A 26,282-nucleotide genomic window follows, 5' to 3' on the forward strand; every position below is an offset into this window, starting at 1 on the left:
ATGGCTGTGCTGGATCGGGCGCACAAGTTGCTGAACCGGCGGCAGACGGCCGCCGGGTTCAGCAGCATGGACGCCTATCTGACAGAACAGAACGAGGCGGCGCATGTCCTGGCGCGGCGGATGGTCGACGCCGGCCTGCTGAACGTGGTCCATCGACTGCGTGCCGAGCACCCCGTCGTCCGGCTGGCCGGAGAGTTCGCGGACGCGCTGGCGGCCAGACACCGCCCGGCCCACGCTGAGCGCCCCGCCGGTACGCCGAGCACCGACCGTTCGACGACGACCACGCCCGGCTCCACACCTGACGCGAGTTCCCGTCGGCCGCGCTCCCTCCAGCCCGAGCGGCCGGCCGACCCCGCCGGCGCCACCGACCCCGCGTCCCCGGCTGTGGACCCGGCTCGCGCGCTGCCGGCCCCGGCGCCTCAGCAGGGGAGACCCCGTCGGCCTCTGCCCCCGCTGCCGCGGCAGGCCCCGCCGCCGGGGGCCGAGCGCGCTGCGGGGATGCAGGCGCGGCCCCGTACGACCGGGACGGCCAGGTATGCCGAGGCGTGGCACGCCCGCGAAACCGCCGCTGCCTCGGCCGAGCGCCTCGTGGCCGGCATCGCGCGCGGCCCCTGGCACACGGAACTGGCAACGCGTGCGCCGCGCTTCAGCCGCGCCTTCGGGCTGACTGATCCGGCGGGGAGCGGCTCACCGATCAGCCGCGCGGCGGGCCGAGCCGAGACCGAGCGGGCCGCGCGCACCCTCACAGCGGCGGCCCGCCGGACCCTCGACCACACGCTCGCCACCGGCCCCGAGCCGGCGACCTGGCCGAGCGGTCAGCCTCGACGCGTCATCGAGGGGCAGCTCACCGAGCGGGCGGAGGCGCTGCACCTCGCGTTCGCGCGCGCCCGCGCCAACGCCGCGGCCGACGCCGTAGGGGAGGCGAGGGAACTCCTGTCCGGCACCCCCGCGTCGGCCTCGGACATCCGGCGGATCGCGGACGACCACGCCCGTCGGGTCACCGAGCGGTTCGACGCCGTCTTCGGCACCGACCCCGCAGCGGGCACCCTGGACGGGCACATGGCCGCCTGGGCGGAGGCCCGCAGCGGACTCACCGGCGACCTGCGTACCCGCACAGCCGAGGGCGCCTTCGACGTCCCGCGCTCCGACGAGACGGCCGCCCGGGCGAACGCCGGCCTCATGGGCGGACCGGCTCCGCGCCGGCCGGAGGCCGCCGCGCACTACACCACCCGCGTCCTCGCCGCCCGGCAGTACGCCGCCTCCCTACTGGACGCCTCGGCCCTGCCCGAGACGCGACGCAAGGAGCACCGGCAGTACCTCGACTGGGCGTTCGACACCGTCTACCGCGAGTTGTTCGTGCCGGAGACCGCCGCGCCCCGCGAGGGCTCCCACGCGGATGCGGAAGCCGCGTGGCGGCAGCGCAAGGACGACCTGGTCACCTGGCTGTCCGCCCGGGTCAGTACCGAGGAGGACGATGGTGGTCGCCGGGCCTTCACGGCGCCCTCGTCCCCGTCCCGCGGCTTCGGCAAGAACCTGACGGCGATCTTCCGCAAGGTGGCCGCCCGGCTCCGCTCGCTCGTCAATCCCCGGCACCGGGGACCGGCGGCCGGAGTGTGGGAAGCCCCTGAGCCCGTCCGGCCGAAGCACCACCCGGACATGGACGGCGCTGTCAACCGGGCGCGGTCCCCGGAGATTTACCGGGTGCTCCGGCGCATGGACGTCCTCGCCGGCCGGTACGCGCGCATCGAGTCGGCGCTCGGAAAGCTGGAACTGTCCACGGTCTACGTCACGCCTGGCGAGCGGACGCTTCCCACGACGCTCACCCGGGACGACCGACGACTGCTGCGGGAGCACACCCATACCGTCCTCTCCCGCCTCCACGACGAGGTCTTCGGCTCGGAGCACGGCGGCGACGGGGCCGGCCGGCCGCTCGCCACCGAGCGGGACGAGCGGGTCTGGACCGCGCGGCAAGCGCGTGTGATGCGGCAGGCGCGCATGCTCGCCGAGGAGATGGCAGGGCTCCGCGACGGTGCCGCGGACGCCGTCCCGCGCCTGCGGGACCGTTACCGCGCCGCCCTGGACGACAGTTCCGTCCCGCGCGACGACGCCGTGGCCAGAGCGATCGACGAGGTACTGTCCGGGGCCGGGCCGGACCTCCGCGCGGCCGCCACCGCTCACGTCGACCGTTTGCTGACGCCGGACGTGCTTGCCGCCTGGGAGCCCGGCGCGCTCCTCCTGCACGAGGGAGCCCTCCAGGAGCGGGTCTGGCGCCGGATCCTGACGCACGCCGGCTGGATGCTGCGGATGCGGGCCGTGGAGGAGGCCCGGGGGCTCGTCGACCGGGCACTGCCCCAGAAGGACCGCGGCCCGGTCGTCCAGGACCATGCCGAGCGGGTCAGCAGCCGCTGGAACGACTTCATCCGTTCCGGCCGTGCCCCGTCCGCGCCGGCCTCCGGCCCCGCCGGCCTCCTCGCCGCTCTCCCCGGCTGGCACGAGACGCACGAACGGCTCGGCACGGGCCTGCGCGCACGGGTGGACCGGCTCGTGCACAAGCGGACCGGGTCGGTTGACGGGGCCGTACTTTCCCCGGCGGAGGGGACGGCCGCTCGCGGCGCCTCCCGCACCCGGGGCGGGCCGGCGGCGCGCCCGGCCTTCGGTGACGGACGCACCCCCGAGGGCGCGGACGGTGAGGGAACGTTCTCGCCGGACGTGTTGGCGCAGGCGGGCGCCGTCCTCGCCGAGTACCTGCGGTCCCCCGTCGTCCTCGGGTCCGGCGCCGGGGCCGAACGGCACCGTGCCGCGCTGCGCGACGAACTCCTGCGGGTGGCGGCGGCACTGGGTCCGGACGGGCGGAACTTCGACGCCGCGCACGCGGTCGCCCGGGACATCACCGCAGGCGCGGATCCCGCGAGGGTCCGGGACAGGGGCGCGCCGGGGGGCGCCAAGAAGAAGTCCGGCGGCAAGAAGAAGGCCGAGGATCAGCCGTCGGATCCCTCGGCCCCGACCGCCGGTCCCGCCGGTCACGTGGCCGGCGCGGCACAGCCCGCCACCCCGGCTGCGGACGGCCCGCCCGCAGCGCACGCGCAGCAGCCGGCACCGTCGCGTGCCACCGACGTGGACAGCCGGCTGCCGGAGTACCCGCACATCGCGGAAGCCGTGGGCCGACAGCCGGAACTGCTCAGGCTGCTGAGACTCCACCCGCCGCTTCTCGACGCTGTCAGCCGCATGCCGACCGTCGTGGAATTCCTCGCCGACCGAAGCACGGACTGGTACCGGAAACAGGACGACCGAACGGCCGCCATGCTCGCCGAAGCGAAACTCCTCGATGTCATCGAGAAGGACGCGACGGTACGACGCACGCTGGGGTTCTATCCGAACCTGTTGCGGGCCGTCGGCGGACGAGAGGAGCTGGTGCAGGCGCTCTCGTGGAGCGCAGCCATCACGGCCCTCGTGAACGAGGAGCCCGCTCTGGCTCAGGCAGTGTTGAAGGCGGACAATCCCGTGGACACCGTCTACTCCATGGCCGGTGACCTGGGTGTGGTGTCAGCCCTCTACACGGCATGGTGGCTGCGCGGCCCCGGCTTCGAGGATGCCGCGTATTACGAGGACGTGCTCTCCCGAGAGGTACGTGCGCAGCTCAGACGGTATCCGCACCAGCTCATCCTGGCCCTGTCCACACCCGGGCTCCTGGGCAAGCTCAAGGGCAACTGGGGAGTTCTCGATGTACTGAGCCGGTCTCCGCTCCTGACCGCAGTGCTCGAAGAAAACCTTCCACTGGCGAGCAGGCTGTTGACGGACGAAAGCCGGATAACTGCTGCGGTCGACAACCCGGCTGTGGCAGCTCGCCTCTCACTCCAACCGTGGTACTACGACCAGATTGCCGATCACGACCTTGTCACCGCACTGGCGGAGACGACCCCGTTCATCCCGCCGACGAGCTTTTCCAGCATCCCGCCGATGTTCCGTGGCAGTCAGGCGGTCCGGCTCATCTATGCAGGTGGAAATCCCTCCTACCGACAGGTACTCGACCGGTTGCCGGCCATGTACCCTCTGCTCGCCAGAGCGATAAGCAGCCAGCCGCAGGAGTTCGTCCACCCTCACGAGCTGCAACGGCTGCTGAACCGTGGGCCGCAAGATTACGAGTCTCTGTACACACGTGTGCTCCGTGGCGCCATATCGGACACAAGCCTTCCGCACATACTCCGCATGTTCGGGCGGCACTCCCAGGTGCGCGGAGATGTTGATCTGCACGATAACGATGAGATATTCGTGGCGCTGTCCAACGCCATTGACCGGTCGGTCGCCAGCGGGGAATCCGTGCGTCTGCCCGATGTCCTGTACCGTGACCCGGCCGTTGCGTGGATCGCTCTCAAGGACCAGCGTCAGCTCATCCTGCCGAGCGCTGTGCTCGCCATCACGGCTGCGCCGGACATGGCCCTGCTGTCCGACGGCAATTACCGCTTTCTGTCGTCAGAAGGCGCCACGGATGCGCTCCGTATCGGGAACGGATCACTGGGGCGGCTTTTCGCTCGGCATTCCGAGATAGTCGAGCGCATCACTGCGGAAGAGCGGGGCGCGATCATCGAGAATGTGCGTCGGCACGGAGAATTGCTGACGAAGCTGGAGCCTTTCTTCGGCGCCATGTCACAGGCTCACTGGACGGCTCTGCTTTCCGGCCGCCTGTATAGGACCCTGTCCGAGCTGTCCTCGTCCGACAAGGCCGGCAGCAACTTGAGCCGGGAGATCCTCGCACACCCGGCTCTGCTGCGGGAAGCGGTGTCGCGTCCGGACTCCGCAGCACTTCTGCAGGCCGGGCCCGCCACGGCGGCGGACAGTGGAACGGGCCGCGCGGTCACCGGCATCCTTCTGAAGAGGGTCAGCAAGGCCAGGGAGAGGTGGCAGGCTGCGCTGACGGAGCCGGACAGGAAAACGTGGAGGGGTGACTACGAGAAGCAGGTGCGGCGACTTCGCACGGCCCTGGCGAACGACGCCCCTCTGCAGGTCATCACGGAAGAAGGACACAGGCTCGACAGCGCACGGGCCGAGAGCGTCAGCCGTCTGCTGGAGCATCTGAAGCAGGGCAGCACACCGGAGGAAGTGCGCGCCGCTCTCGGCGCCGACGCCCTGTCCGAGAAGACTCTGGACGCCTATCGCGTACTCACCGACAACGCCCGGCTCGGCAAAGCGGCGAAGGATGACAAGTACCTCGCTCAGGGACTGCTGTTCCACGAGGATGTCGTCGATCTGTTCCTCGTGCGCCCCTCGCTGCTCGATCTGGTTGCTCAGACGCCGGACATGCTGTACTTCATCATTGAGCATCCGAGGGTGCCCCGTCTGCTCGCCGAGAACGACGTGGCCTTCAAAGGCTTCATCAGCAACCCCGCGACGCGCTCGACCTTCGGCGAGCCGGACTGCGTCCTCGCCATCGGCGACAATCCCGCTTATCTGTCCGCCATGTACAACGCTGGCCGCCTGCTTCGCATGCCGGGCATGGAGAGGGTCGACGCGTTTGCCCAAGCCTGGCGGGCGGTGTCCGTGGCCATCGACGAGCGGGACAGTGCCGCCCACGTGCTGGCGAAGGCCGATCATCTGCTGGACACGCTCGGGGAGACCGGAGACGGACAGGTGATCGCGGCGGTCATGGCGACGCAGGACCGCTTGGAGGCCTCCGCGCAAGAGCCCCGGCTCGTACGGGGGATCGCCTCCGTCCCGGGGTTGGCGGAGTTGCTCGCCACGCGGAAGGACATCGTCGCAGACGCGGAGTCGTGGCGAACCCTTCTGGGCAACGAGGATCTGCTGCTCCACCTTCGGGCCGCCGGCGGTCCGACGGTCCACACCGTCCTGACCAACCCGGAGGTGCTCCGTGTCGCCGGCCGGGCACCCGCGTTCGTGGACGCGCTCGCGGCCACGACGTCGGGCGACGCACGCGCCGCGCTGACGCGGTGGCCGGTGCTCGACCTGGTCGCGAAGCACGACGAGATCGCGAAGTGGCTCGCCGAGTCCGCGGAGGCGCGTCGCCTCGTCATCCTCAAGCGGCCACGGGAGCTCACCGCGCTCCTCGCGTCCGCCTCCGTACGTCCAGCGCTCATGCGCCACCCCGAGCTGGTGAAAGCCGTCAACGAGCGACCCCAACTGGTGCGTGAGGCGGTCGCGGGCAGTCCGCTGTGGCAGGCGGCCGTCCGGCACCCGGAACTGGCTCCCTTCCTGGACAGGCAGCTGCGAAGCCAGGTGAACTCCACGGCGCGCCTCGTCGGACGGCTCGACGAACTGCCCGGGTCCTTGTCGGCCGAGGAGGCCGACCGGCTCGCGGCGGTGCTGCGCCGGCGGGGCATGGCCGCCCTGCTCGACGGCGAGGGCGAGACATGGCACGACTTCGCCCGGGAGTTCCTGCGGCGTCCGTCCTGGCAGGAGTCCGCCCTGCGGGACGAGAACTTCCCGGATCACGTCAGGCACCTGGCGCTCAGGCAGGAGCCGTTCCGCGATCTGCTCACCGCGCCGGATTCAGCGGCTCTGCCGACGGCCGTGGAGGCGCTGGGACGCCGTGCCGCCGTCCCGGCGCCCTCCGGTCCCACCGCGACGACGCCCGCGGGCACGGGCCGGGCGGCGCAAGCGGACGACGGTGCGCGGCAGCAGACGCAGACCGCCCCGGCAGGCGGCAGGAAGGGCGCATCGGGCACGGCGCCGACGGCCAGGGATGACAAGGGGAAGGCTCGCCGGCGGCCGGACACCCCGGCCGGGGCCGCCGATCGGACAACAGCCGCCGGCCCCGGTGACGCGTCGGCCCGCACAGGCGCGGAAACCGGCGGGCAGCACGCCGCCGACCCCGAGCTGGGGGCACTGCTGCGGGTCCGGCCGGACCTCTCGGAGTGGCTGGCCGAGAACCCGGAGGAGGCCGAAAGGTACCGCTTCCGTCCCTTCCTCGACCGGAACATGCCGCACGCGGAGGCTCTCGCCGACCGGGACGGACTGCTCTCCTCGCGGGACTTCGACCTTTTCTTCGACCAGTTCGCCGAGATGGCGGGCCTGGACGGGGACGCCTACACCGCCGTACGTGACGTGGCGCGGGAGACCTGGAACTCCGTGTCCGCCGGACGGTTCGCCGACGCAGCCCGGCTGCTCCGGCAACGGGCGGACCGCCTGGACCAGTTGGACCCCCGTCAGGACTCCACCTGGGAGTACAGCGGGCGCGTCAGGTATCTGGGGGAGTCCGGATCCGGGCTCACCGAGGCCGACTTCACCGACGCGCAACTCGATGTCCTGCGCCGCGTGGCCACGGGGACGTCCGCGCAGGAGCGAGCCGTCTCCCTCAACCATCCGGCGCACGCCCACATCATCTCGGGCAGTGGAGGCGTCGCCTTCTTCTACGCGCTGGCCGAGGACGGGCGCGTCGACACGGTCGTCTACGACATCAGTACCAACCGGCAGCGCAACGACTACCAGTGGCAGAAGTCCGGCACCAGGAGATTCGTCGCGGGCCCCCCGTCCCTGGAGTTCCACGCGAACGCCGAGCCCTTGGTCGCCTCCCGCAGGCGGGTGGCAGCCGCCGAGTCCGCGGCCCGCTCGGCGCGGGCTGCCGCGGACCGGCTCGATGCCATGGCCACCGGTGCGGACCCGCGCCGACGGGCCGCCGGCTCCGACCGGGGCACCGTCGGCAACCGGGCGGCCGAGCCCGGCCTCGCCCGGCTCGGAGGCAGCCGGACCCACGACCGCGACGGCGTCCCCGCGGACGACCGCCGGCCGGGGCGGTCGGCCGCCCGGCCCGCCGTACGGGAGAGCGATGCGGCAGCCGGGTCCCTCGCCGTACGCCGGCCGGACCCGGTGCCCGGCACCGGCGCTGCGGACCATCCGGTCCTCGGCGGGCCGGAATGGTCCAGCCGGCTCAGCCGGGCGCGGGAGGTCCTCGACGGTCTGAGCGAACAGGAGCGGGACCGGCTTTGGGCCGACGTGGCGCCGATCATGCAGCGGCCCTTCCGGCAGACGTCCTACGGCCCCCAGCCCTATCCGGCGCCTCGCCCCGTCCGTGACGGGACGGACGCCTACAGCGAGCGGTACCACGAGATCGGCGACCTCGTGGCCCTTGAGCTGGTCGAGAACCCGCATCGACCGGCCGAGGCCGGTCACCCGGCTCACGCCCTCGCGGAAAACCTGCTGGCCCAGCTGTACGCGCGCCACGGCGGCACGTCCGGGACGGACGCCGCCACTCCGCCGCTGCTCGGCGGCAGTCAGGCACGCGGAAGGCAGCCGGACCGTCGGGAACTCCACCGGACGCTGACCAAACGGCCTCCGACCCCGGGCCCGTCCGGGGCCGGGAGAGACCGGCGCCCGGCCTCCGCGTCGGCGTCCAGAGGGCCCAGCGAGGAACGCGGACGCAAGCTCACCAAGCCCGGTCCGAACACTGCGACCGGCGGACGCCGCTCGACTTCTGTGATGGGCAGGATCGCCGGCTCCGTGCGGAAGTTCTTCACGGGCCAGCGGGACGGTTCGGCCCCTGCCGGAGATGCCCGGCGGCGGTTCTCGGGCACGATCGTCAGCACGACTCGTCCCTGGGAAACCCGGGATGTGAGGTCCGGGCGGCCCGTGGACCGCGAGGGCGGTCGTCACGTTTCCGGGCACACGGGCGAGGCGTCCGAGTTCGTGAACCCTGGAATCCCCGCCCCGCATGACCCCGGCCGGGTGGCCGAGCGGCGGCGTCGACAGGCTGAAGTAGAGCCGTGGCGGCATGAGGCCGAGCAGGCCGCGGAACGCGGGCGGGGGGCCCGTAGGAGTTCGGGCAACCAGGCCAGGGTCTCGGCCTCGACAGCGCGGAGGCCGGTGCAAAACGCTCAGCCGGCTGCCCCGCCCGTCGTCATCGACCTGAGGTCCCAGAAACGTCGGGTCGAGAGGCCGATAGAGCAGCTGGATCCCAAGCGACAGATTCTTTACGGAGAGGAGTCGGAAGGCATCCAGGGTGGGAAATTCGAAGAACCGCCGTGGCGTGCGTCGGGCGATCCGCTGTTCATCTTTGCGCACGGTTCGCGTGAACGGTTGACCGTCGCTGCCGATGGCTCTGCCGAAAGGAGAATGAAGCCGGAGGAGTTCGCTGCATTCCTCGCCGGCCGGCCGGAACTGAAGACGGCCGGAGATGCTCCCCTTGTCCTTGTCCTGTCGGAGGGTGGCGCCGGCGGCCTGGAGTTGCCGCGTCTCATCGCGCACCACACGCAGCGTGCGGTGTGGAGTTACACAGCGCATCTGAGTCTGGTGTCTGATACGAGAACCAAATCGACGTACATCAGTCGCATAAAAAGGAACCCCAGAGAGCCGGTGGGCTGGTGGGTCCTCACCCTGCCCGGAGATTTCGACCCGCGAACGCTGCAGGAAAACGCTGCGACGCGCTTCGCGGACGTCGAACACGTCACTCTGGTGGACGGGGCGGGAAGGCCGATCGGGCGCTATGCTCGGAGTCACCGGGACATCAGGGGAGAAGAAGCCTATTTCCCTAGTCTTCTCACCACTACCGAGTACCGTCAGGGTGTGCTCCTCGGCGAGGAACGCCTGCATCGAGTGGGTACCGAATCCTGGGAGCTGCCCTGGAAGCGTGATTATCCGGACGGGCCGTGGTATGTCTTTTCTGCGCACGGGGAACCTCATGCGGTTTCCCTTCACGCGCCGCTGACCCCCAAGGGAAAACTGAACGTCAACGGGACCGAACTCGGGGAGATTCTCAAGAGGCGGCCGAGCTTCGACCGATTGCCGAAAGACGCCCCCGTGGTGCTGCTTTCCTGCTCCACCGGTGCTGACCGTACCTCGCAGGGTGTCGCCCAGCAGCTGGCGAATGAGACCGGGCGCGTGGTGTACGCGCCGACCAACACGACGAATGTCCAGTTCACGGTCGAAACCGGCCGAAGGAAGGGCCGTTGGAGGAGATTCGATCCCGACCACGGCGGATCCGCGCGGCAAGCCGACCGGGGGCAGACCGCTCAGCACGCACGGGCCCGTTCGCGCCGGCCCATGGCTCTGAGCGGGGCGCCGCGGGATCCCGTGCCCCCCGCCGCCCATTCTGCGCCGGACACAGACCCGACGAGCCCGGACCACACTGGCGAGGCGAGAGCTTCCCGTACGGCTGCCGGGCCGGTGCTCACGTCCGAGACGGAGGGCCCCGGCGCGCCGCAGCAGCACGCCCCCAGCACGCCACCGCGCGGCGATGACTTGAGCACCGGCGACGCGGACCCGTTCGTCCGCGACCAGGAGCTGCGTCGAGAGTTCAGGAAGCTGAACAGACGCCTGCGCCGACTGGCGAGCACCCCAGGAACCGACGACTCGGTTCGGTCCGCGGAGGTACAGCGCCTGACCGACAGCATCCGCAGGGTGCGGCAGGAACTGGACCACAGTGATCTGACCGCGTTCCTGCGCAGCTCGACAGCCGACCTGGAGGCGGGCCGCCGGGCGCGGGAGGAGCGGATCGAGAAGCTGAGGGGGCAGATCTCCGAACGGCTGAACGGCAGCACGCCGGACCGCGAGGAAGAAGCCCAAGTGCTGCGGCGTGAGGTCGAACGCATCGCGGACGAGATCTGGCGACGGCGGCATGACGGGCCGCTGCCCGGCAGAATCGAGCCCGGCCCGCAGGACACACGCATAGCCCAGGCCCTTGCCCCGGACGACGCCGGCCGACGCGTGGCCGACGAGCTCCGTGAGAACACGCTCAGCCTGCGCGCCATTTGGACGGAACGGGCTCGTTCCGGTGCGGACGAGACGAGTATTCTGGCGCATTCCCTGCGTACTGCCGAGGAGGACCTCGACCTGTATGGCGCCCTCGCCGAACGGAAGGTGTGGGACCGGGTCGACGAGGTGCAGGCCGGGCACCTGGTCGCGGCCGAACGCCATGCGCGCAGGTTCTTGAGCGCTGACCGCCTGGCCGCACGGGAACGGTTGCTGACGCGGGACATCAGGGCGCTCTACCGGATCGAGGGCGATGACCTCACCGGCTTCATCGATCGTGTCCACGGCCACCTCGACAGGCGCATGACCCTGGTCAGCGAGGTGCCACTGCGTGACGACACGCCAGACACGGAGCTGCTCGACACGCTTCTCGGCCGCGGCACGCAGACGCCGCTGCACGAGGTGCTGGCGGACCTGGCGGGCGGGCCCCGTCCGGCGGACGAGTACGGCACCGGACTACCCGCCGCGCTCGTCTCCGAACGCCGGCAGGCGGCGGGCACCGGCGACACGGTCGGACTCGTGCTTCACTGGAAACCGGCCGTGCGCGGGCGCACCCTGCACATGTTGAGCCAGGACCCCGACGACCCCGGCCGGCGCGCCACCCTGTCGTCGCTCCACGCCTTGCTCGCCCATGGTCCCGCCGACGCGGTGCGCCTGGCGCTCGCCGAGACCGATGGCTTCAGAACCGACCGAGAACTGCTGCGACGGCTGTCAGCGTTCAAACCGATGGTCAACGCGCACTTCGGCGCGCGCGTTCTCGGAGACCTGAAGTGGTCGGACGTGAGCAAGGTCTCGCTGACCTATTCGGACGACGTGTCGTATGACCGAGCGCTCGATCTCGGAGGTTTCTTCGGGCAGTTCGCCAGAGAGAACGGTCTCCGCTTCGAAATCACCACGGAGGTCGTCCAGGAGCGGTGGCTTCACGACCCTGATCTGGCGCTCGGTGAGGCCGGCGCATTGGTCACGCCGGTGCCCTCGACGGACGGCGTGCATGTCGTCGGGAGCGACTACCGGCCCGTGCACGAGCGGCCCACCACCATCATTGACGCGCTGGACACAGAGCACGTGGCGCTGGCAACGCTTCCGGCGGACCCGGTGCACTTCCGCGATTACGCAGTGGACCAGCCGAATGCCGCTCCATGGGCCGGTGCCGACCCCTACTTCGTGCTGGCCGCGGGGACACCCGAGCGCATCTCCGTGCAGTACGCCGGCGGCAGGACCGCCGAGCTGTCGCCGGAGCAGTTCGTGGACCTCCTGGCGGCGGATCCCGGACTGGCGCAGGCACCACGGGACCAGGCCATCGTGCTGGCCATGCCGTACGGCGGGGCGGGCGGACTGCACCTGCCGCGGTTGCTCGCCGCGAGGACGGGCCGCGAGGTCTGGTCAGCGACCAGTGCACTTGAGATCATGCCCGTCAGCGTGGGAAGGGACTGGCCGACGGGCTACATCACCCAGTTCCCCTCGGACTCGTCGGTGACGAGGGGCTGGTGGGTACTCAGCCGTCCCGACGACATCGCTTCCGCGCCGGCGGATTCGGCCGGGCCGGATGTCCTGCTGCGCACGGACGGTGAGGCGACCCCGACCACAGCACTGGTGACTCACACGCTGGTGGACGTAGACCACCGGCCTATCGGCCGGATGTCCCTCCCCGACAAATACGTCGCCAAACACGAGCGAGCCATCGACCGAGCGGTGTGGCGCGGAACTGACTCCACCGGCCAGGAGCACTTTCCCTGGGCCGGGGACGTCGAGGCAGGCAGGCCTCCCTACATCTGGATGTCCCACGGTGAGTCGACCAAGGCCGAGATGGGGTCCCAGGGCGGTTACCACCGGTACGACGGCACTGGATTGGCCGGCTATCTGCGGCGGCGGCCGAGCCTGGCCGCCCTGCCCCCGGACCGTCCCGTCGTGCTGCTCTCCTGCCGGACAGGTGCCGCGGAGGACGCCGGGGACCCCAGTGCGGTCGTAGCGCAGGTAGTTGCCGACGCGACGGGCCGAACCGTTTACGCACCTGACGTCGAAGTGTTTCCCGACGGGGATCTGGTTTCTCAGCATGGGGCATGGCACAAGTTCGTTCCATACGGGTTCGTGAGGGACGGCCAAAGGTCACCTCACCCGGCCGAGGACCAGTCGGCCGGGGATCGCCCTGGCGGCGATGAGCAGGCCGCTGCGGATTCCTCCCCATCCGCCGAACGCACCGGTCGTGACACCAGGACCGCGCTGAGCCTGTCACCGAGCGCCGACCGACAGCCCGGTACGGCCCCCCGCACCGAAGCCGCCGTCCCCACGCTGTCCCCCGCCTCCGCACCCACCGCCAAGCCCCCCACCGTCCCGCCCCCCATCGACGCCGAGCTGGACACCCACCGCCCGCCACGCCTGGACCGCACGCTGCTGCCGCCGGCCTGGGGCGGCGGCGTCCGGTTCACCGACGGGAGCCGACTGCCGGAATACCTGACGGGCGACGGCGAGACGGCCGGCTTCGTCAGTTACGGGCACGCCCTGGTCACGCTGCGCGGAGTCGACCAGGTCGTGCGGGAGATCGGCGCCCGCACGGGCCTCGCGGACTCGCCGGATCCCGGTGCGCGCCGTGCCCTGGCGGACCTGGACCGCGCGCTGCGTGAGACACCGTCGGTGTTCCATGGCGACGGCTATGAGTCGTCCCCGTTCCAGGACCGCGGCCGGCCCAGGGTGCTGCGGGTGACGACCCGGCCGCACGGCAACTGGGAGCGGTTCGCCGACGGCTACGGGGAGCCGTTCAAGATCGAGAGCACGCACCGCAGCCAGAGCACCACCGGCGTGGTGAAGTCCGTGGCGGCGTCACTGAGGTTCGCCCCGAACTTCACCGTCGGCCCGCCGTCCGGCATGCCACTGGCCGGCTACGCGCGCTTCGGCGGCGCCGGCGTTTTCACCCGCACGTCCGAAGTTGCCTTGCAGAGAACGACGCAGAGTCAGTCCGAGACCCGCCGGAGCGACGCGTCCCACCTGCACCTGGACGACGTCCAGTACGAGGTGTATCTCGCCGGACCGCGCTCCGACGCCCGGCCGCAGGCCGCGTTCTCCAGCGGCGAGGGCCATTTCTCGTTCGGCGTGCGAAACGGCCTCGCGGTGCGCCTGCCGGACGGTGAGACCGTGGCGACCAGCCCCCAGTCCGTGGCGGACGCCGACCGGGTACCGCGTTCGCTGAAGCCGGGACCGGGCGCGGACTTCCGCCTGGTGCACACCGAGGGCTACGGACCGGTCCGCGAGATCCGCGACTGGGCGCTGCGCCGGGTGGGCGCGAAGCCGGGAAGCAGCGCCTACGACGAGATCGCCCGGTTCTTCAGCAGCGACAACTTCCTCCGGATCGCCGACCGACTGGCGCACGGCCCGGTCGCCACGCGGCAGCTGATGTCCGACGAACGGGGGCGGATGCCGCTGGGCGCGTTCGTCGTGGAACGCGTCGTGTACGGAGAGGCGGAACTGGTCACGGGCACGACGGCGGCCGAGTTGCGTGCCACCGTCCAGCTAGCGAGCCGTAACGAGCGCACGCTGAGCAAGGCGTACACCCAGGAGGTCAGCGCGGCGGTGGGCCCCTCCCTGTCTCTCGGCCGGTTCTTCGGGACGCACGCCGGGCTGCGGGTGATGGCGGGCTTCGCCGGGCGGTACGCCCGTACGACCACGTACAGCACGGTGTCGGGCGGCACCGGAGGCCGCAAGACCGTCGGTCAGGCCAAGAAGGTGCACACGTACCTCTTCCGGAGGCCCGAGATGGTCTACGTGCGCCTGGTGGGGGACCCGAAGCCGAGGGCGTTCAAGACCTTCTCACTGGTCCGGATGACGCTGACCGAGGCGCGACGGCAAGCGGGCTGGGACGACGGCACCACGCTGCGCCTCAGGCACGGCAACGTACCAGCCGCCCCGGTGTACCTGCCGGTCGACAGCCCGGCATTGCTCGGACTGAGCCGTGTGGAGGCGTTCACGTACGAGGACGGCAGCCTCCTGCGCGGCGGTGGTGCGGATGAGCCCGGCCGGACGCTGGTGGACGAACTCGTGCACCAGGTGCTGCACCGGGCGGCCCGCGAGTACCCGGGCATGATCGCCCCACTGGAGGAGTTCGGGGAGTCCGCCAACGCGCGCTGGAAGGACCCCGAGCACCGCCGGATCGCCCTGCAGAACACCCTGAACGTGATCGAAACGCTGTCGCAGCCCTCCCTGGCGGGCAGCCTGGAGTCACTGTTCACGACCGGTGTGAGCATGCCTCTGACGGTCCTCGGCACCTTCCGCCGTACCCGACGCTGGCTCACGATCCGCGGCCGGCTGACGGACCGCCGTTACGAGGGCACTCGGAACGACCTGCTCGTGCGCTCCAGCCTCCCGGGCACCGAACGCCTCGACGGACACCGGAACGTGGCGCGCGGATACGACGTCGGCGTGGACGTGTCGGCCGCGGTGCTCGACGCCTCCAGGGACAAGGTGGGCGTCCCGAAGAACAGCGGCTCGCTGCAGGTCGGTCCTCGGTGGACGGGGCAGACGAGCCGGCGGACGGGGTTCGGCACCACGGTGTCGTCGGAAACCCTCACCAGCGGCACCACCCCCCAATCCGACTTGTACAGCTTCGAGGTGGGTTTCGATGTCTTCGTGTCGGGCCACTGGCGTCCGGGTCCCGCGGCGCGGCTCGGCACGCTCGGAATACTGGGCACCGGACCCTTCGTGCACAGTGAACCGATCGTCTATCTCATCGGGGGTGCCGCGGGCGCCCCGTTGACCGGACGGGTGCTGCTGGCCGTGCCCGCCGAACACGTACCGGCTCCGGGAACCGCCGAGGACACGCTCCGGCGAACGCCACCGAAGACGGAAGTGCTCTCGTCGGCGCAGGCGAGGGAACTCGCGCTCGGAACCGGTGCCCAAGGCGCCGAAGCGCACATGCCGAGCCCGTTCGGCGACCAGCCCCACGCCGCCCTGGACATCGCCGCCCACCGGGAACTCACCGAGGCCGTCGAAGCGGTGATGCGGGAGGCGTCGGGCGGGTCCTGGCATTTCGTCGAGCAGGGCGCTCTGGCGCACGACGCCGCCGTACGCCAGATGGACCCGCTCTATCTGTCGGCGCAGGCGGACGTGCTGTCGGGCCCGTCAGGGATGTGGGTCACGGGCCTCTATGGCAAGGGCCCCTACATCGACATGCGGGGCCGGCTCAACCACCGGATCCGGGTGCTCAACCCCCGCGTGATCTCCGCTCCGGTCAGGGTGGACACCGAGCAGAGCCTTGCCAGCGACGTGCAGGCGTCCGGGACCATCACGACCACGCGAGGGTTCAGCATCGCCGTCTCCGGTGTGTATGGCCACACGCATCGGGACGCCCCCAGCCTCGCGGGAGCGTACGGGGCGCTCGGGCGCTGGGCGTGGCTCGGTGCGGTCAGCGATCTCGCGGGCCGCGTCGCCACGTCAGAGATGGTCGTCGTCGACGACAGCCACAAGGTCCTGGTGGTCGCGGACACGCAGCACGATCTGATCGGCGCGGTCCAGAGCGACGGGGTGCTGGCGATCCCCCACTCGCTGCTGACAGCCCACGTCGCTCGCTGGGCCGGACGGCGTCTGACCTTCTCCGACGACTGGCTGGGTCATGTGCCGGAGAAGGCCGCGCACCGTCTGGGACTGCTTCGCGACCGGATGGGCGAGGTCCCCCTCTACCGGGAGCACCCCTGGGAACAGCCCGCATGGTTCCAGGACCGCCCGTTCGGTTCGTATCCGGTCAACACCCTGGACGCCACCGGCCTGTTGCGTGACTTCGACCGGCGACTGGCCGAACTCGGCGTCGACCGCATCGGCCGCGACCGGGCCCAGGCGATGGTCGGACCCCGTGCCCTGCGCGTGTTGCGCGAACAACTCGTCGCCACCGGGAGCAAGACCGGCGTCCGCATCAGCGCTCTCGACCGGCGCACGGTGCGGTTCAAGACGGAGAACGCCCATCTCGTCGTCGAACTGATCGCGGGCCCCCCGCGGTTCGACGGCCTCGGACACGGCGTCACGTTCAAGGACGGACGCCAGGCCACCGAGACGACCGAAACGGGCAGGACCGACACCCGCACCGGGACCGTCGGCATCAGTGTCAGCGAGGGTGTGCGTACCGGCAACAAGGTGGCCCGCGCGGCCGGTCCCACCTACACGGAATCCGGTACCACCACGCATCAGGTCGCGCAGTCCCGGACGACGACGCGGCTGCGGAGCCGCGTGGTCGAGGCCGACGGACCGCACGCCGCGTTCCTCAGGGACTACGAGCTGCGGCTCACGCTTCACCACGGTGACGGCGAGACCGTGTGGGTGCAGGGGCCGGTCGGGACGCTGCGCGAGCTGCTGCCGCTCAGCCTCACGGTTCCCGGCGAGCCGCGGACCGATGCGCAGCCGCCGACGGGTGCGCAGCAGCCGGCCGGTGCGCAGCCGCGGACCGGTGCCGACCCGCTGGGCGTTCCGGAGATCAAGATCCCGCCGGCAACCGTCACCGTCTGGGAACCGGGCAGGGGTACCCTGCCGGAACAGCGTGAGGCACTGCGCGCGCGGATCGAGGACTGGCGCGCGGTATCGCCCTTCACCATGCCGCCGCAGGGCTTCGACGTTCGCGGCGTCGCGGACCCGCACCTGATTCGGGCCGTAGGGGAGATCGCCCTCGCACGGGCTTACGGCGCCTCCGTCGGCCCGCGCACCGGACAGGCCGAGCTGTCCGGTCCCCGCCTCGGCGAAGCGCTGGAGAAGGCTCGGCAGACCCCCCTGACCCGCCCGGGAACCGCGCCCGCGTTCGCCCTGCACGACGGCATGTCCAACGCGGCGCTCGCGGCGTTCTTCGACGACAGCACCACCACCGACGGCTACCGGGTGGCGGGGCTGACGGAGAACAGCTTCCTGGGCGGCGCCCAGGGCGACTACCGGCTCTACTCGCGGCTCCACCTCCCCGGCGCCCGGTTGCTGACCGTTCTCCCGAGCGGCACCATGGTCGCGTCTCAGCGCCTCACCACCGGCAGCGACGTCTCGGTCACCCGTTCCGGGGCGTACGAGCCGGTTCCCGGCGGCGGCCCCTCCCTCGACACCGGCGGCGCCGGCGCGGCCGTCCCCACCGCATCGGTGTCCGAGTACACCGCTGCCGACGGTGACGCCGTCCGCAACGGAGGCAGCGCGGCCGACCAGGCCACGCTGAAACCGAAGACCACCCGCGCCTTCCTCTTCGCAATCCCCATCAGCATTCTCGGCCTCGCCGAGGTGACAGCCAGCTTCAAGGACAGCGCGGTCGCCGACTGGATGCGCGAGCATCTCGGCCCGTTCGGTCCCAGTCGCCCCGGTCCCCAGGCGGTCTCCGCCGAAACGGAGATCATCGCCTGGGTCCGTGAGGACGTCGCCCGCGACCTGGGCCTGGTCACCGACGACAACTTCCCCTCGCCGGTGGCCGATGCCTGGTCCAAGGTCACCAAGGCCGGCACCGCCTGGGTGGACGCCGACAAGGCGTACTGGAAGCTCCGCCGCAACGTGCCGGACATCCGGGCCGCCTACACACAGGCACGCCACGACCGCAGCGCCGCCAAGATGGACTTGTCCCGGGGACAGGGCGACGCGGGCGCCGAACCGGCCGCGCGACAGCGGCTGCGCGAGGCGACCGAGCGCTACCTCGCGGCCCAGCGGGAACTGCACCAGACGTGGTCCGGTCTCAACAGCAGGCGCGAGGCGGCCGACCGGGCCGCGGCGGAGTTCCACCGCGTCCGCGCCGCCACCGACCGGCTCACCCGCTGGTACCGCCTGTCAGCCGAGGAACGCGCCCGCGTCCCCGAACCGCCGGCCGTCGACTACACGGCCGCCGCCGCGAAGAGCGCCGCACGGCCCGCCGGCTACACCGTGGGAAGGGGCACGCTCACCGCCCCCGACGGCACGGGCCACACCCTGCGCGACGTGCCCCGCGACGGCGGCTCCTTCTACCACGCCCTCGCCGACGGACTGCGCCACCTGGCTCCGGGCGGCCCGGACGGCCGCGCGCCGCTGATCGACCCGCCGTACACGGTCCAACGGCTGCGCGACCTGCTGGCCGCGCGCCTGGACGGCACCGAGGACGCCGACCTGCTCGCGTTCGCCGCTCCGGACACCAAGGACACCTTCGTCCCCGCCGAACTGCGCGACGCCGGGATCGCACTTCCCGAAGGCTCCCCGGAGCTGCGGGAGTTCGAGGACACCGGCCACATGCCCCTGCACCACGCACTGTCCGCGTCCGAGCGCGCGCGTCTGGCCGCGCTCCAGCTGCGGCGGGACCTGGCCGCCGGGGACCCGGGCACCTGGGACCACGGCGCCGCCGACCTGCTGCCCGCGCTCGCCGCCCGCGTCCTCGGAGCGCGGGTGACCGTGGTCCAGAAGGACGGCCGCTTCCAGGACTTCGAACCCCCCGCCCGGCAGGAGGCCGGAGGCGAGGCCGCCGCCGCTGCGCGGGGACGGACGCCGCACGTCGTGCTGTACCTCGCGGACCGCCACTTCCAGTCGGCGGTCCCCGACACGGCCCTGGCAGCGGCGGAAGCGGCGCGGACAGCACCCGACGGCCGCGACGCCGCCGACTCCTCCGCGCGGCCGGCGCCCGAGCCGGGCCCGTCCCGCGTCGCCGAGGGACCTGTGGCGGGTCCGTCCCGCGCCGCGGAGGGATCTGTGGCGGGTCCGTCCCGCGCCGCGGAGGGATCTGTGGCGGGTCCGTCCGCCTCGCCACGCCCACGCCCGGCGCACGCCTCCGTCCCCTGGGCCGGCGTCACGTCCGCCACCGACGCCGACCGTTACCGTGTCACCGGCCGTGGCACGCTCACCGCCCCCGATGGCATCGTCCACGACCTGCGCGATCCCTCCGGCGACAGCGCGGGCAACGGCTTCTGGGACGCCCTCGCCGCCGCCTTCCACCGCGAGCCGGGCGACACCACGCCCGCCGCGTCCCGCAACGCGGCCCTCGACCGCGTACGCGAACCGGTCTCGGTGGTGCAGGCCCGTCCCCTGCCCGCGTCGGCGCACCTGGACCGCGGCGTCCCCTTCACCCGGGACGAACTCCTCCGCGCCGGCGTCGTCCTGGACCGCGCCACAGCCTCCCGCTTCCAGGACACCGGCGACCTGCTCCCCGGTCACGTCACCCTGACCCCGCCCCAGCGACACGCCCTGATCCGCACCCAGCTCCACACGGCCCGGCACTGGGACACCGGCAACGAGTACGCCGCCGTGGAACTGGCCGCGGCCTCCTACCGCGCCACCCTCACCGTGGTCGCCGAGGACGGCACCTCCTTCACCCACACCCCCGCCAACGCGGTCCCCGGCCGTACCGCGGTCCTCTACCGGCGCGGCACGGAATACCTCCTGGCCCGGCCGCGGACGACGTCGGAGACCTCTGTTTCCGTTGCCGGGGCGCGTCCGGGTGACGACGGTCCGGCAGCGCACGCGGCTGCCGCGCCGCGTCCGGCAGGGGAGGGGCGGACGGAGGCGCCCGGGGGGTACAGCCTGGTGCGCGCGGCGCTGTCCGACGGGGCTCCGCCGCTCGTGTACGAGGTGAGCCGGACGGGGCACATCAAGACCCCGGAGGGCGAGGTGCTGTCCCCGGACGGCTGGGTGGGTCATGGCGAGGACTACGCCCACCTACCGAGCGGTCATGTGCTGCGCGGTGCCACGGGACGCATCGAGCGCCTGTGGCAGCCGGCCGAGCACGAGGACGCGTTCACCGAGCTGGTCGCCCGGCAGGGCGATGACCTCGTGTCGTACGAACTGCGGGCGACCGACGACGGCCTGCACGTGGTGCCGACGGACCCCGAAGCGCGTACCGGGACGGTGCTGTCCTGGCACACGGGGGAGAACCCCGCCGCCGGGAACGGCACGGAGAACCGCATCGAGGCCCACGACCCGGCTGCCCTCACCTCAGGACACACCGCCGATGGCCCGCGCATTGCCCCTGGTGCACATGTCGCGCACACCGGCACTCCTGAGATCGATGAGACGTACGGCCCTCTCGCCGGTCCGAAGAAGGTCAAGGACCGCGAGTACGACGACCAGGGCCATGTACGGCTCAACCCTCTGTGGTACCCGCTTGAGGACTTCAAACCGGCGCTCCTCGAACGCACCGACGCCGTCTGGCACTTCACCGTCGACGAGGACGGGAGGATCCTCATCGGCAGCGACCGGCTCCTCACCGTCGCCACAGAGGAGGAAATCAGCAGGCTTTACCAGGCGATGCGGGAGAAGAATCCCGACCTGACCATCGAGCAGCTCAAGGAGGACCTCGACAACCAGGGGCACCCGACCGTCTCCGCCGGGTTCGACCCCGGAACGGGCACCACACGCGTCCGTCCCGCACGCATCAGCGGCGAACTCACCTATCAGAGGACGGCCCAGCGCTGGGAAGTCAGCGACAAGTCCGGGCGTTACATGAGTGAGAAGATCCGCCCCGGCCTCAAGGCCGCCGACGCCCAGATCTGGCTCACCAACGTGGCACGCGAAATGAGCGACCACCTCGGGGTCGAGGTCACCGCGGTCCTCCACAAGAGCGCCCAGCCGCCCACCGCCGACAACCACACCACCACCGCTGCGCAGGACCTCCAGCCGGGCACTTTGTCCGCGGATGCTCGTGCTCGCGGGTTGGTCGCGTTCGCCGCGCAGTGGGGGGCTGGGGGGAATTCCCGGAACCCACACGGCGACAGTGGAACGGTGCTGGACGCCTGGGAGGAGTTCCTGCGGGGGTCGGTCGCTGCCGCGGTCGGGCGGGTCGCCGCTGATGTCGGCGTGGGTCTGGACGCCTTCGCGGCCGACCCCACTGTGCTCAACTGCGTCACGCTCATGGGAGCCGTTCTCGACGAGTTGTTCCCCCATGTGGGCGAGCACGGTGAACGACTGTCGCCCTTCCGTGACATCCGCCCGGTGGGCACGCTGGACGTGGTGGCCACGGGCTCCGAGTCGGCTGAGTCGCGACTTGTTCCTGGCGGGACCTGGTCGCCGGTGTCATCGATGGATCAGCTGGTGGCGGCACTGGATATGGCCGGCCCTGGTAGTACGGCCGTACTCCTGGAACAGGGCGCGAGAGAGATCGGGCATGCGCTGCTCTATGCCCAGGTCGGTCACGACGCGACCACGGGCGAGCAGCAGATCGTGCGTGTGGACCCTCAGGCGTCCCCCCCCGTAAAGGTGCTTACCGGCCGGCAATGGACGGAGCGGTGGATTCGGGCTGGCCGCGGAACACGTATGACCGTGATCGACGGCACAGGGCGAGCGATCGATGCTGAAGGGCTGCCCGTTCAGCCTCAGTCCACAAGCACGGCCCAAGCACTGGTCGATGCCCCCACCAGCCACGGCTACGGCATGCTCGGGCGGGCTACGGGCGGGCACGGGGTAGGCGGCCTGTTGTGGAACAAGGGTGTTGCCGACCGGGAGGCCGAACTCAGTCAGAAATACGGCATTCGTATCGGACCGCCGCCGGATCGACCGAATGACCATTTCAGTCACTCCACGCTCGCCAGGATCGACAGTGTGCTGGCTGGCCTGCCTATCGAACACGTCACAAACAATCCGGAGTTGACCGCGATTCAGCCCGCAGCTCGGAACTTGGGGAGTAACGCCAGCGAATACAACGTTGAGACGCGGCTCATCGACGTCGTGTCTCCCCACGGGATGCCTTCCTGGCTGGCCACGGAGCTCAACCGCAGTATTGCGTGGCAGCGTGCCTTGATGGACAAGGCAGCATTGGCGGAGTATGAGGGGATCAGCCCGGCCGCAGACCGGGCGCTCGGCCGCGATTCCCGGCAGCGTCAGGTCATGGGCGGCGTCTCGGACGTGCTGGCAGAGGGAAACTTCACGAAGTGGGTGCTGCGGCACGAGGTCGGTCACTCCATTGATCAACGCATCAATTGGATGGCTGATCTGCTCCAGCAGGACCGGTTCGGCGGCTGGCGGATCCACACCGACAACGAACTTGAAGCGCTTGCCATGGCGGTTCTTCGCAAGGTTGGATTGGGTGAGTGGCACAACGTGCCCAGCAGGCATAGACAAACTCTACTGTCGGCGGTGACGATTGCACTCCACCCGAGCGTGTCACTGACCGATCCTTTGGTTGCCGATTTGGCTCATGGCTTCCAAGAGTCGTTGAGAGATGGAATATCTCGGGTTGTCGAATTCAAGCGGTTGGCCCACGCGCACCCCTGGACGTTCAAGGACGGGGGCGGTGACACGCTGGATATCGACGGTCGCATGCACCACGTGACCTTGGAGGGCCAATGGGTCAGCTACCTGCGTGCTGAGCGCACCAACCACGGTCTGTCCAATTACCAGTTCTCAAGCCCGGCGGAGTGGTTCGCCGAGGCATACGCGGCCTTTTACGGGACACGCCAGAAGCCTCGCGAGCGGCTCCACCCCTTGGTGCAGCAATTTTTCGCGACAGAACTGAAAGAATTCTTCCGCCCTCCCGTCGACAACCACACCACCACCGCTGCGCAGGACCCCCAGTCGGCGCCGCATGTCCGCATGGCCAACACCGATTCGTCCATGCAGAGCGGCCTCAGGGAGGCGCTGACGGATCACGTGGGCGCCATCGCGGCACGCCTGCACGAGGCCGGCGGACTCACCCGTGAGAGCCTTCGTGCGGCGGTGTCCGCCGACAGCCGGTCTCGGCAGCTGCACACGGCCCTGCGGAGCTACGACTCTGCGGAAGAGCTTTCGCGGCGGGGGACGGCGAGCGGTGATCCGCTCGGCGACCTGGTCGACCGGTGGTGGCAGGACAGGTCCCGGGACCTCCTCGGGGACGGTGGGGCCGCCGGTGACACCGCGGCCGCCGGAACCGGGCGTGGGTCCGTTGCCGAGACCCCCGCCGGGGACGGCACGCGGACGGCCGACGACCTCGTGGCCACCGACGGACCAGCAGGTCTGCGCGGAACGGAAGGCATCGCGGAAGCCTGGCGACGGACCATTGCCGGGCAGGCGCACTCGACGCGGTTCGACCGGATCACCGCAGCGGTGGACCGGTTGCGCGCCACCCCCCAGGACGTCGCGGCTCACCGGGCCGTGCTGGAAGCGACCGATGACTGGGAGAACGCGTCCCGTACCGGCACGGACGACACCGAAGAGTTGCGCGCCGCTGTGCACGACTTCAGGGAGCAGGTCCGACGAGCGGCCTCGGAACTGCCGCCGTATCCCACCGGCGAAGAGGGAGCCGGTGCTCTCACGGACGACCTGCTGCGGTCGGCTCGTATCCCCGACGTGCGTGTCACGGACTTCGGTCCCCTCGGTCCCGACTTGTTCGGGCACCGGGCGCATCCCCCTGTTCCCCGGTTTCTCCGCGACGCCGACGGGCGCCCTTACGACTACAGCGGCTTGACGGTCGACCAGAGCGTGCCCTTCCTGCACCTGGCCGACATGCTGGCCGACACCCTCAGCCCGGAGATGGATCCCCGGAGATGGCCTGCCGTTCCGGAAGGGCTCCACAGTGTGAGCCACCCGGACGTCGACCACCCGTTCCAGGAGGGGCTGATCGCCCCGCCGGTGAACTCCGGCACGATACGCACACCCCTGCTCGTCCACGCCATCTGGCTGGGGGAGACCCTGAGCCCCGACGGTGCGTCCGCGACCTTCTGGAGACGCTTCAGCGGGTCCGCGACCCAGCACCACGACGACGCGACGTTCGTCCTGTGGACCGACGTACCCAGGGAGCAGATACAGGCTGTGCTGCGTCGTCCGGACGCCGTCGGCGACGATCCGGCACTGTTCGCCGTGTCCCGACTCGTCTCCTGGGCCACCGACGCGGGTATCCGGCTCGTCAACGTGGACGAGGTTTTCAACGCGCAACGCCCGATGCCCCTGAACGACCAGTTCAGAACAGAACTGGCCAAGCGGACCGGTCCCGGTTACGCCGCAGCGAGCGACATCCTGCGCATCGAGATCGTCAAGGAGTTCGGCGGGCTCTACCTTGACGGTGACAATCAGCTCACCTCGTTGATCGACGTCAGGGACCTCGCCTCGCGCCACCGCGATCTCTTCGCCAGGAGCGAGGGTGCCAACGACGTGCTGCTCGCCCCGCCCCGGCACGCCTTCGTACAGGAGCTGGAGAACGCGGTCGAAGCGAACTACGGGCTCTCGCAGGTGGACCTCTTCGCACGTGCCCCCCGGCGCTACGGAGATCCCAGATCGCTCGACAGGGTGCGCAGGCGGTCGGTCATGCTGCGCACCGGGCCACAGGTCATGGACACGGTCATGGAGGGCATTCAGCGCCGGATGACCTCCCGCTCCTCGGGTCGTCCCGCCGTCGGCGAGTTCACCGGCTACCAGGAAGGAGGGGCGACCTCCTGGCTGTCCGCTCCCGCGGAGACCCACGCATCACCCTGGCCGCGGGCGAGGACGCTGCGGTTCGCTCAGGATCTGGCCCAGACCGCCGTGCGCAGCCTTTACAACCGCCGGGGCGACCTGCACATGGAACAGCTCGCGCAGGCGGTCGCGCGCGCGGACCATCCCGATCCCGACCTCCTGTGGCGCGCGGTGATGCGTTTTCTGGCCCGGCGTGAGGATCTGCGCGGCCAGGTGCTCGGAGCGACCGCCGCACGCTCTCACACGACCCGCTCCGGCAGGGACGTGACACCACCGGGCGACGTGACGGAGATGCTTGTTCGTACGGCCGACGCCCCTCCGCTGGGCGCCGAGGACAACGGTCGGTGGCTGGGCGAACGCTCCACAGCGGTGACGCTGCGGCTACCCGGGGAGCCGGCCGCGGTGGAGTCCGCATCGTCCCGAGGGGACGAAGGCATCCGGCTCCGACCGGAAGGCCCCCGACCGGAAGGCCCCCCTGACCTCCCGGACGACGACCACGCCGGGTCCGAAGGCCGTCATGACGAGAACGGCTCACAGCTCTCGGACGACGACAGCTCCATCGACGACGGCCCGTCCGACACCGAGACCGAGGCCGATCCCTTCCTGAGTCACCTGACAGAGGCCCTCGGGCCTGCCATCGTGTCGACACTGAGCGATCTCGAGATCATGCGGATCGAGGACATGATCGACTCCCGTGTCCTGCGGGTTGCCGATCTGGCCGACTTCGTGTGGGCGGTCCACCACGTCGAACCTCTTTTGCAAAGCGCCGACGACCGCCCTCTGGACGACCTGTGGGAGTCCGCCAGGGCGTTGCTGGCCGACATGCGCCGCCACCGTCGTGCGCCTGCCCCGGATGTGATGGCCCGCTTCCTCAGGGGCTTCGACCAGGCCAACCGCGCGCGTATCGCGGACGGTCGTCGGCCCCTGACCGTGCAAGAGGCCCTGGACAGGCTTCGCCAGAGCAGGAGCGAGGCCGACGCACCCGCACCGTCCGCGGCCTCCCGCGGCGCGGACCGACAGCACCCTCCAGGGTCCACGGGCCGCGAGGCACGGATGGTGCGTGAAGCGGAGTCCGGCGCCCGGCCGGCGACGGCGGACCGGATCACGGAGGACAGCACCTCACGGCGGAGCACGGACGACCATCCCGTGCGCTCGCGGACGGCTTCGGAGGCGTCGGTTTCCGTTGCCGGGGCGCGTCCGGGTGCCGACGGTCCGGCAGCGGACGCGGCTGCCGCGCCGCGTCCGGAAGGGGAGGGGCGGACGGAGGCGCCCGAGGG

Annotated in this window: 1 protein-coding gene (only partly in view); it reads left to right on the plus strand. The window is 70.9% G+C overall.

Features of this window, described 5'->3' with window-relative positions; genetic code table 11:
- A protein-coding gene (locus ACZ4WH_RS31245; protein ID WP_468187155.1) for a TcdA/TcdB catalytic glycosyltransferase domain-containing protein crosses the window boundary here: on the plus strand, nt 1-26,282 show its 5' portion. Its footprint extends 3,049 nt past the window's final position; the window shows 26,282 of its 29,331 coding nt (coding positions 1-26,282); it begins with the start codon at nt 1-3; its stop codon lies beyond the right edge, outside the window.

The sequence above is a fragment of the Streptomyces sp. NPDC029138 genome, from assembly GCF_055564375.1.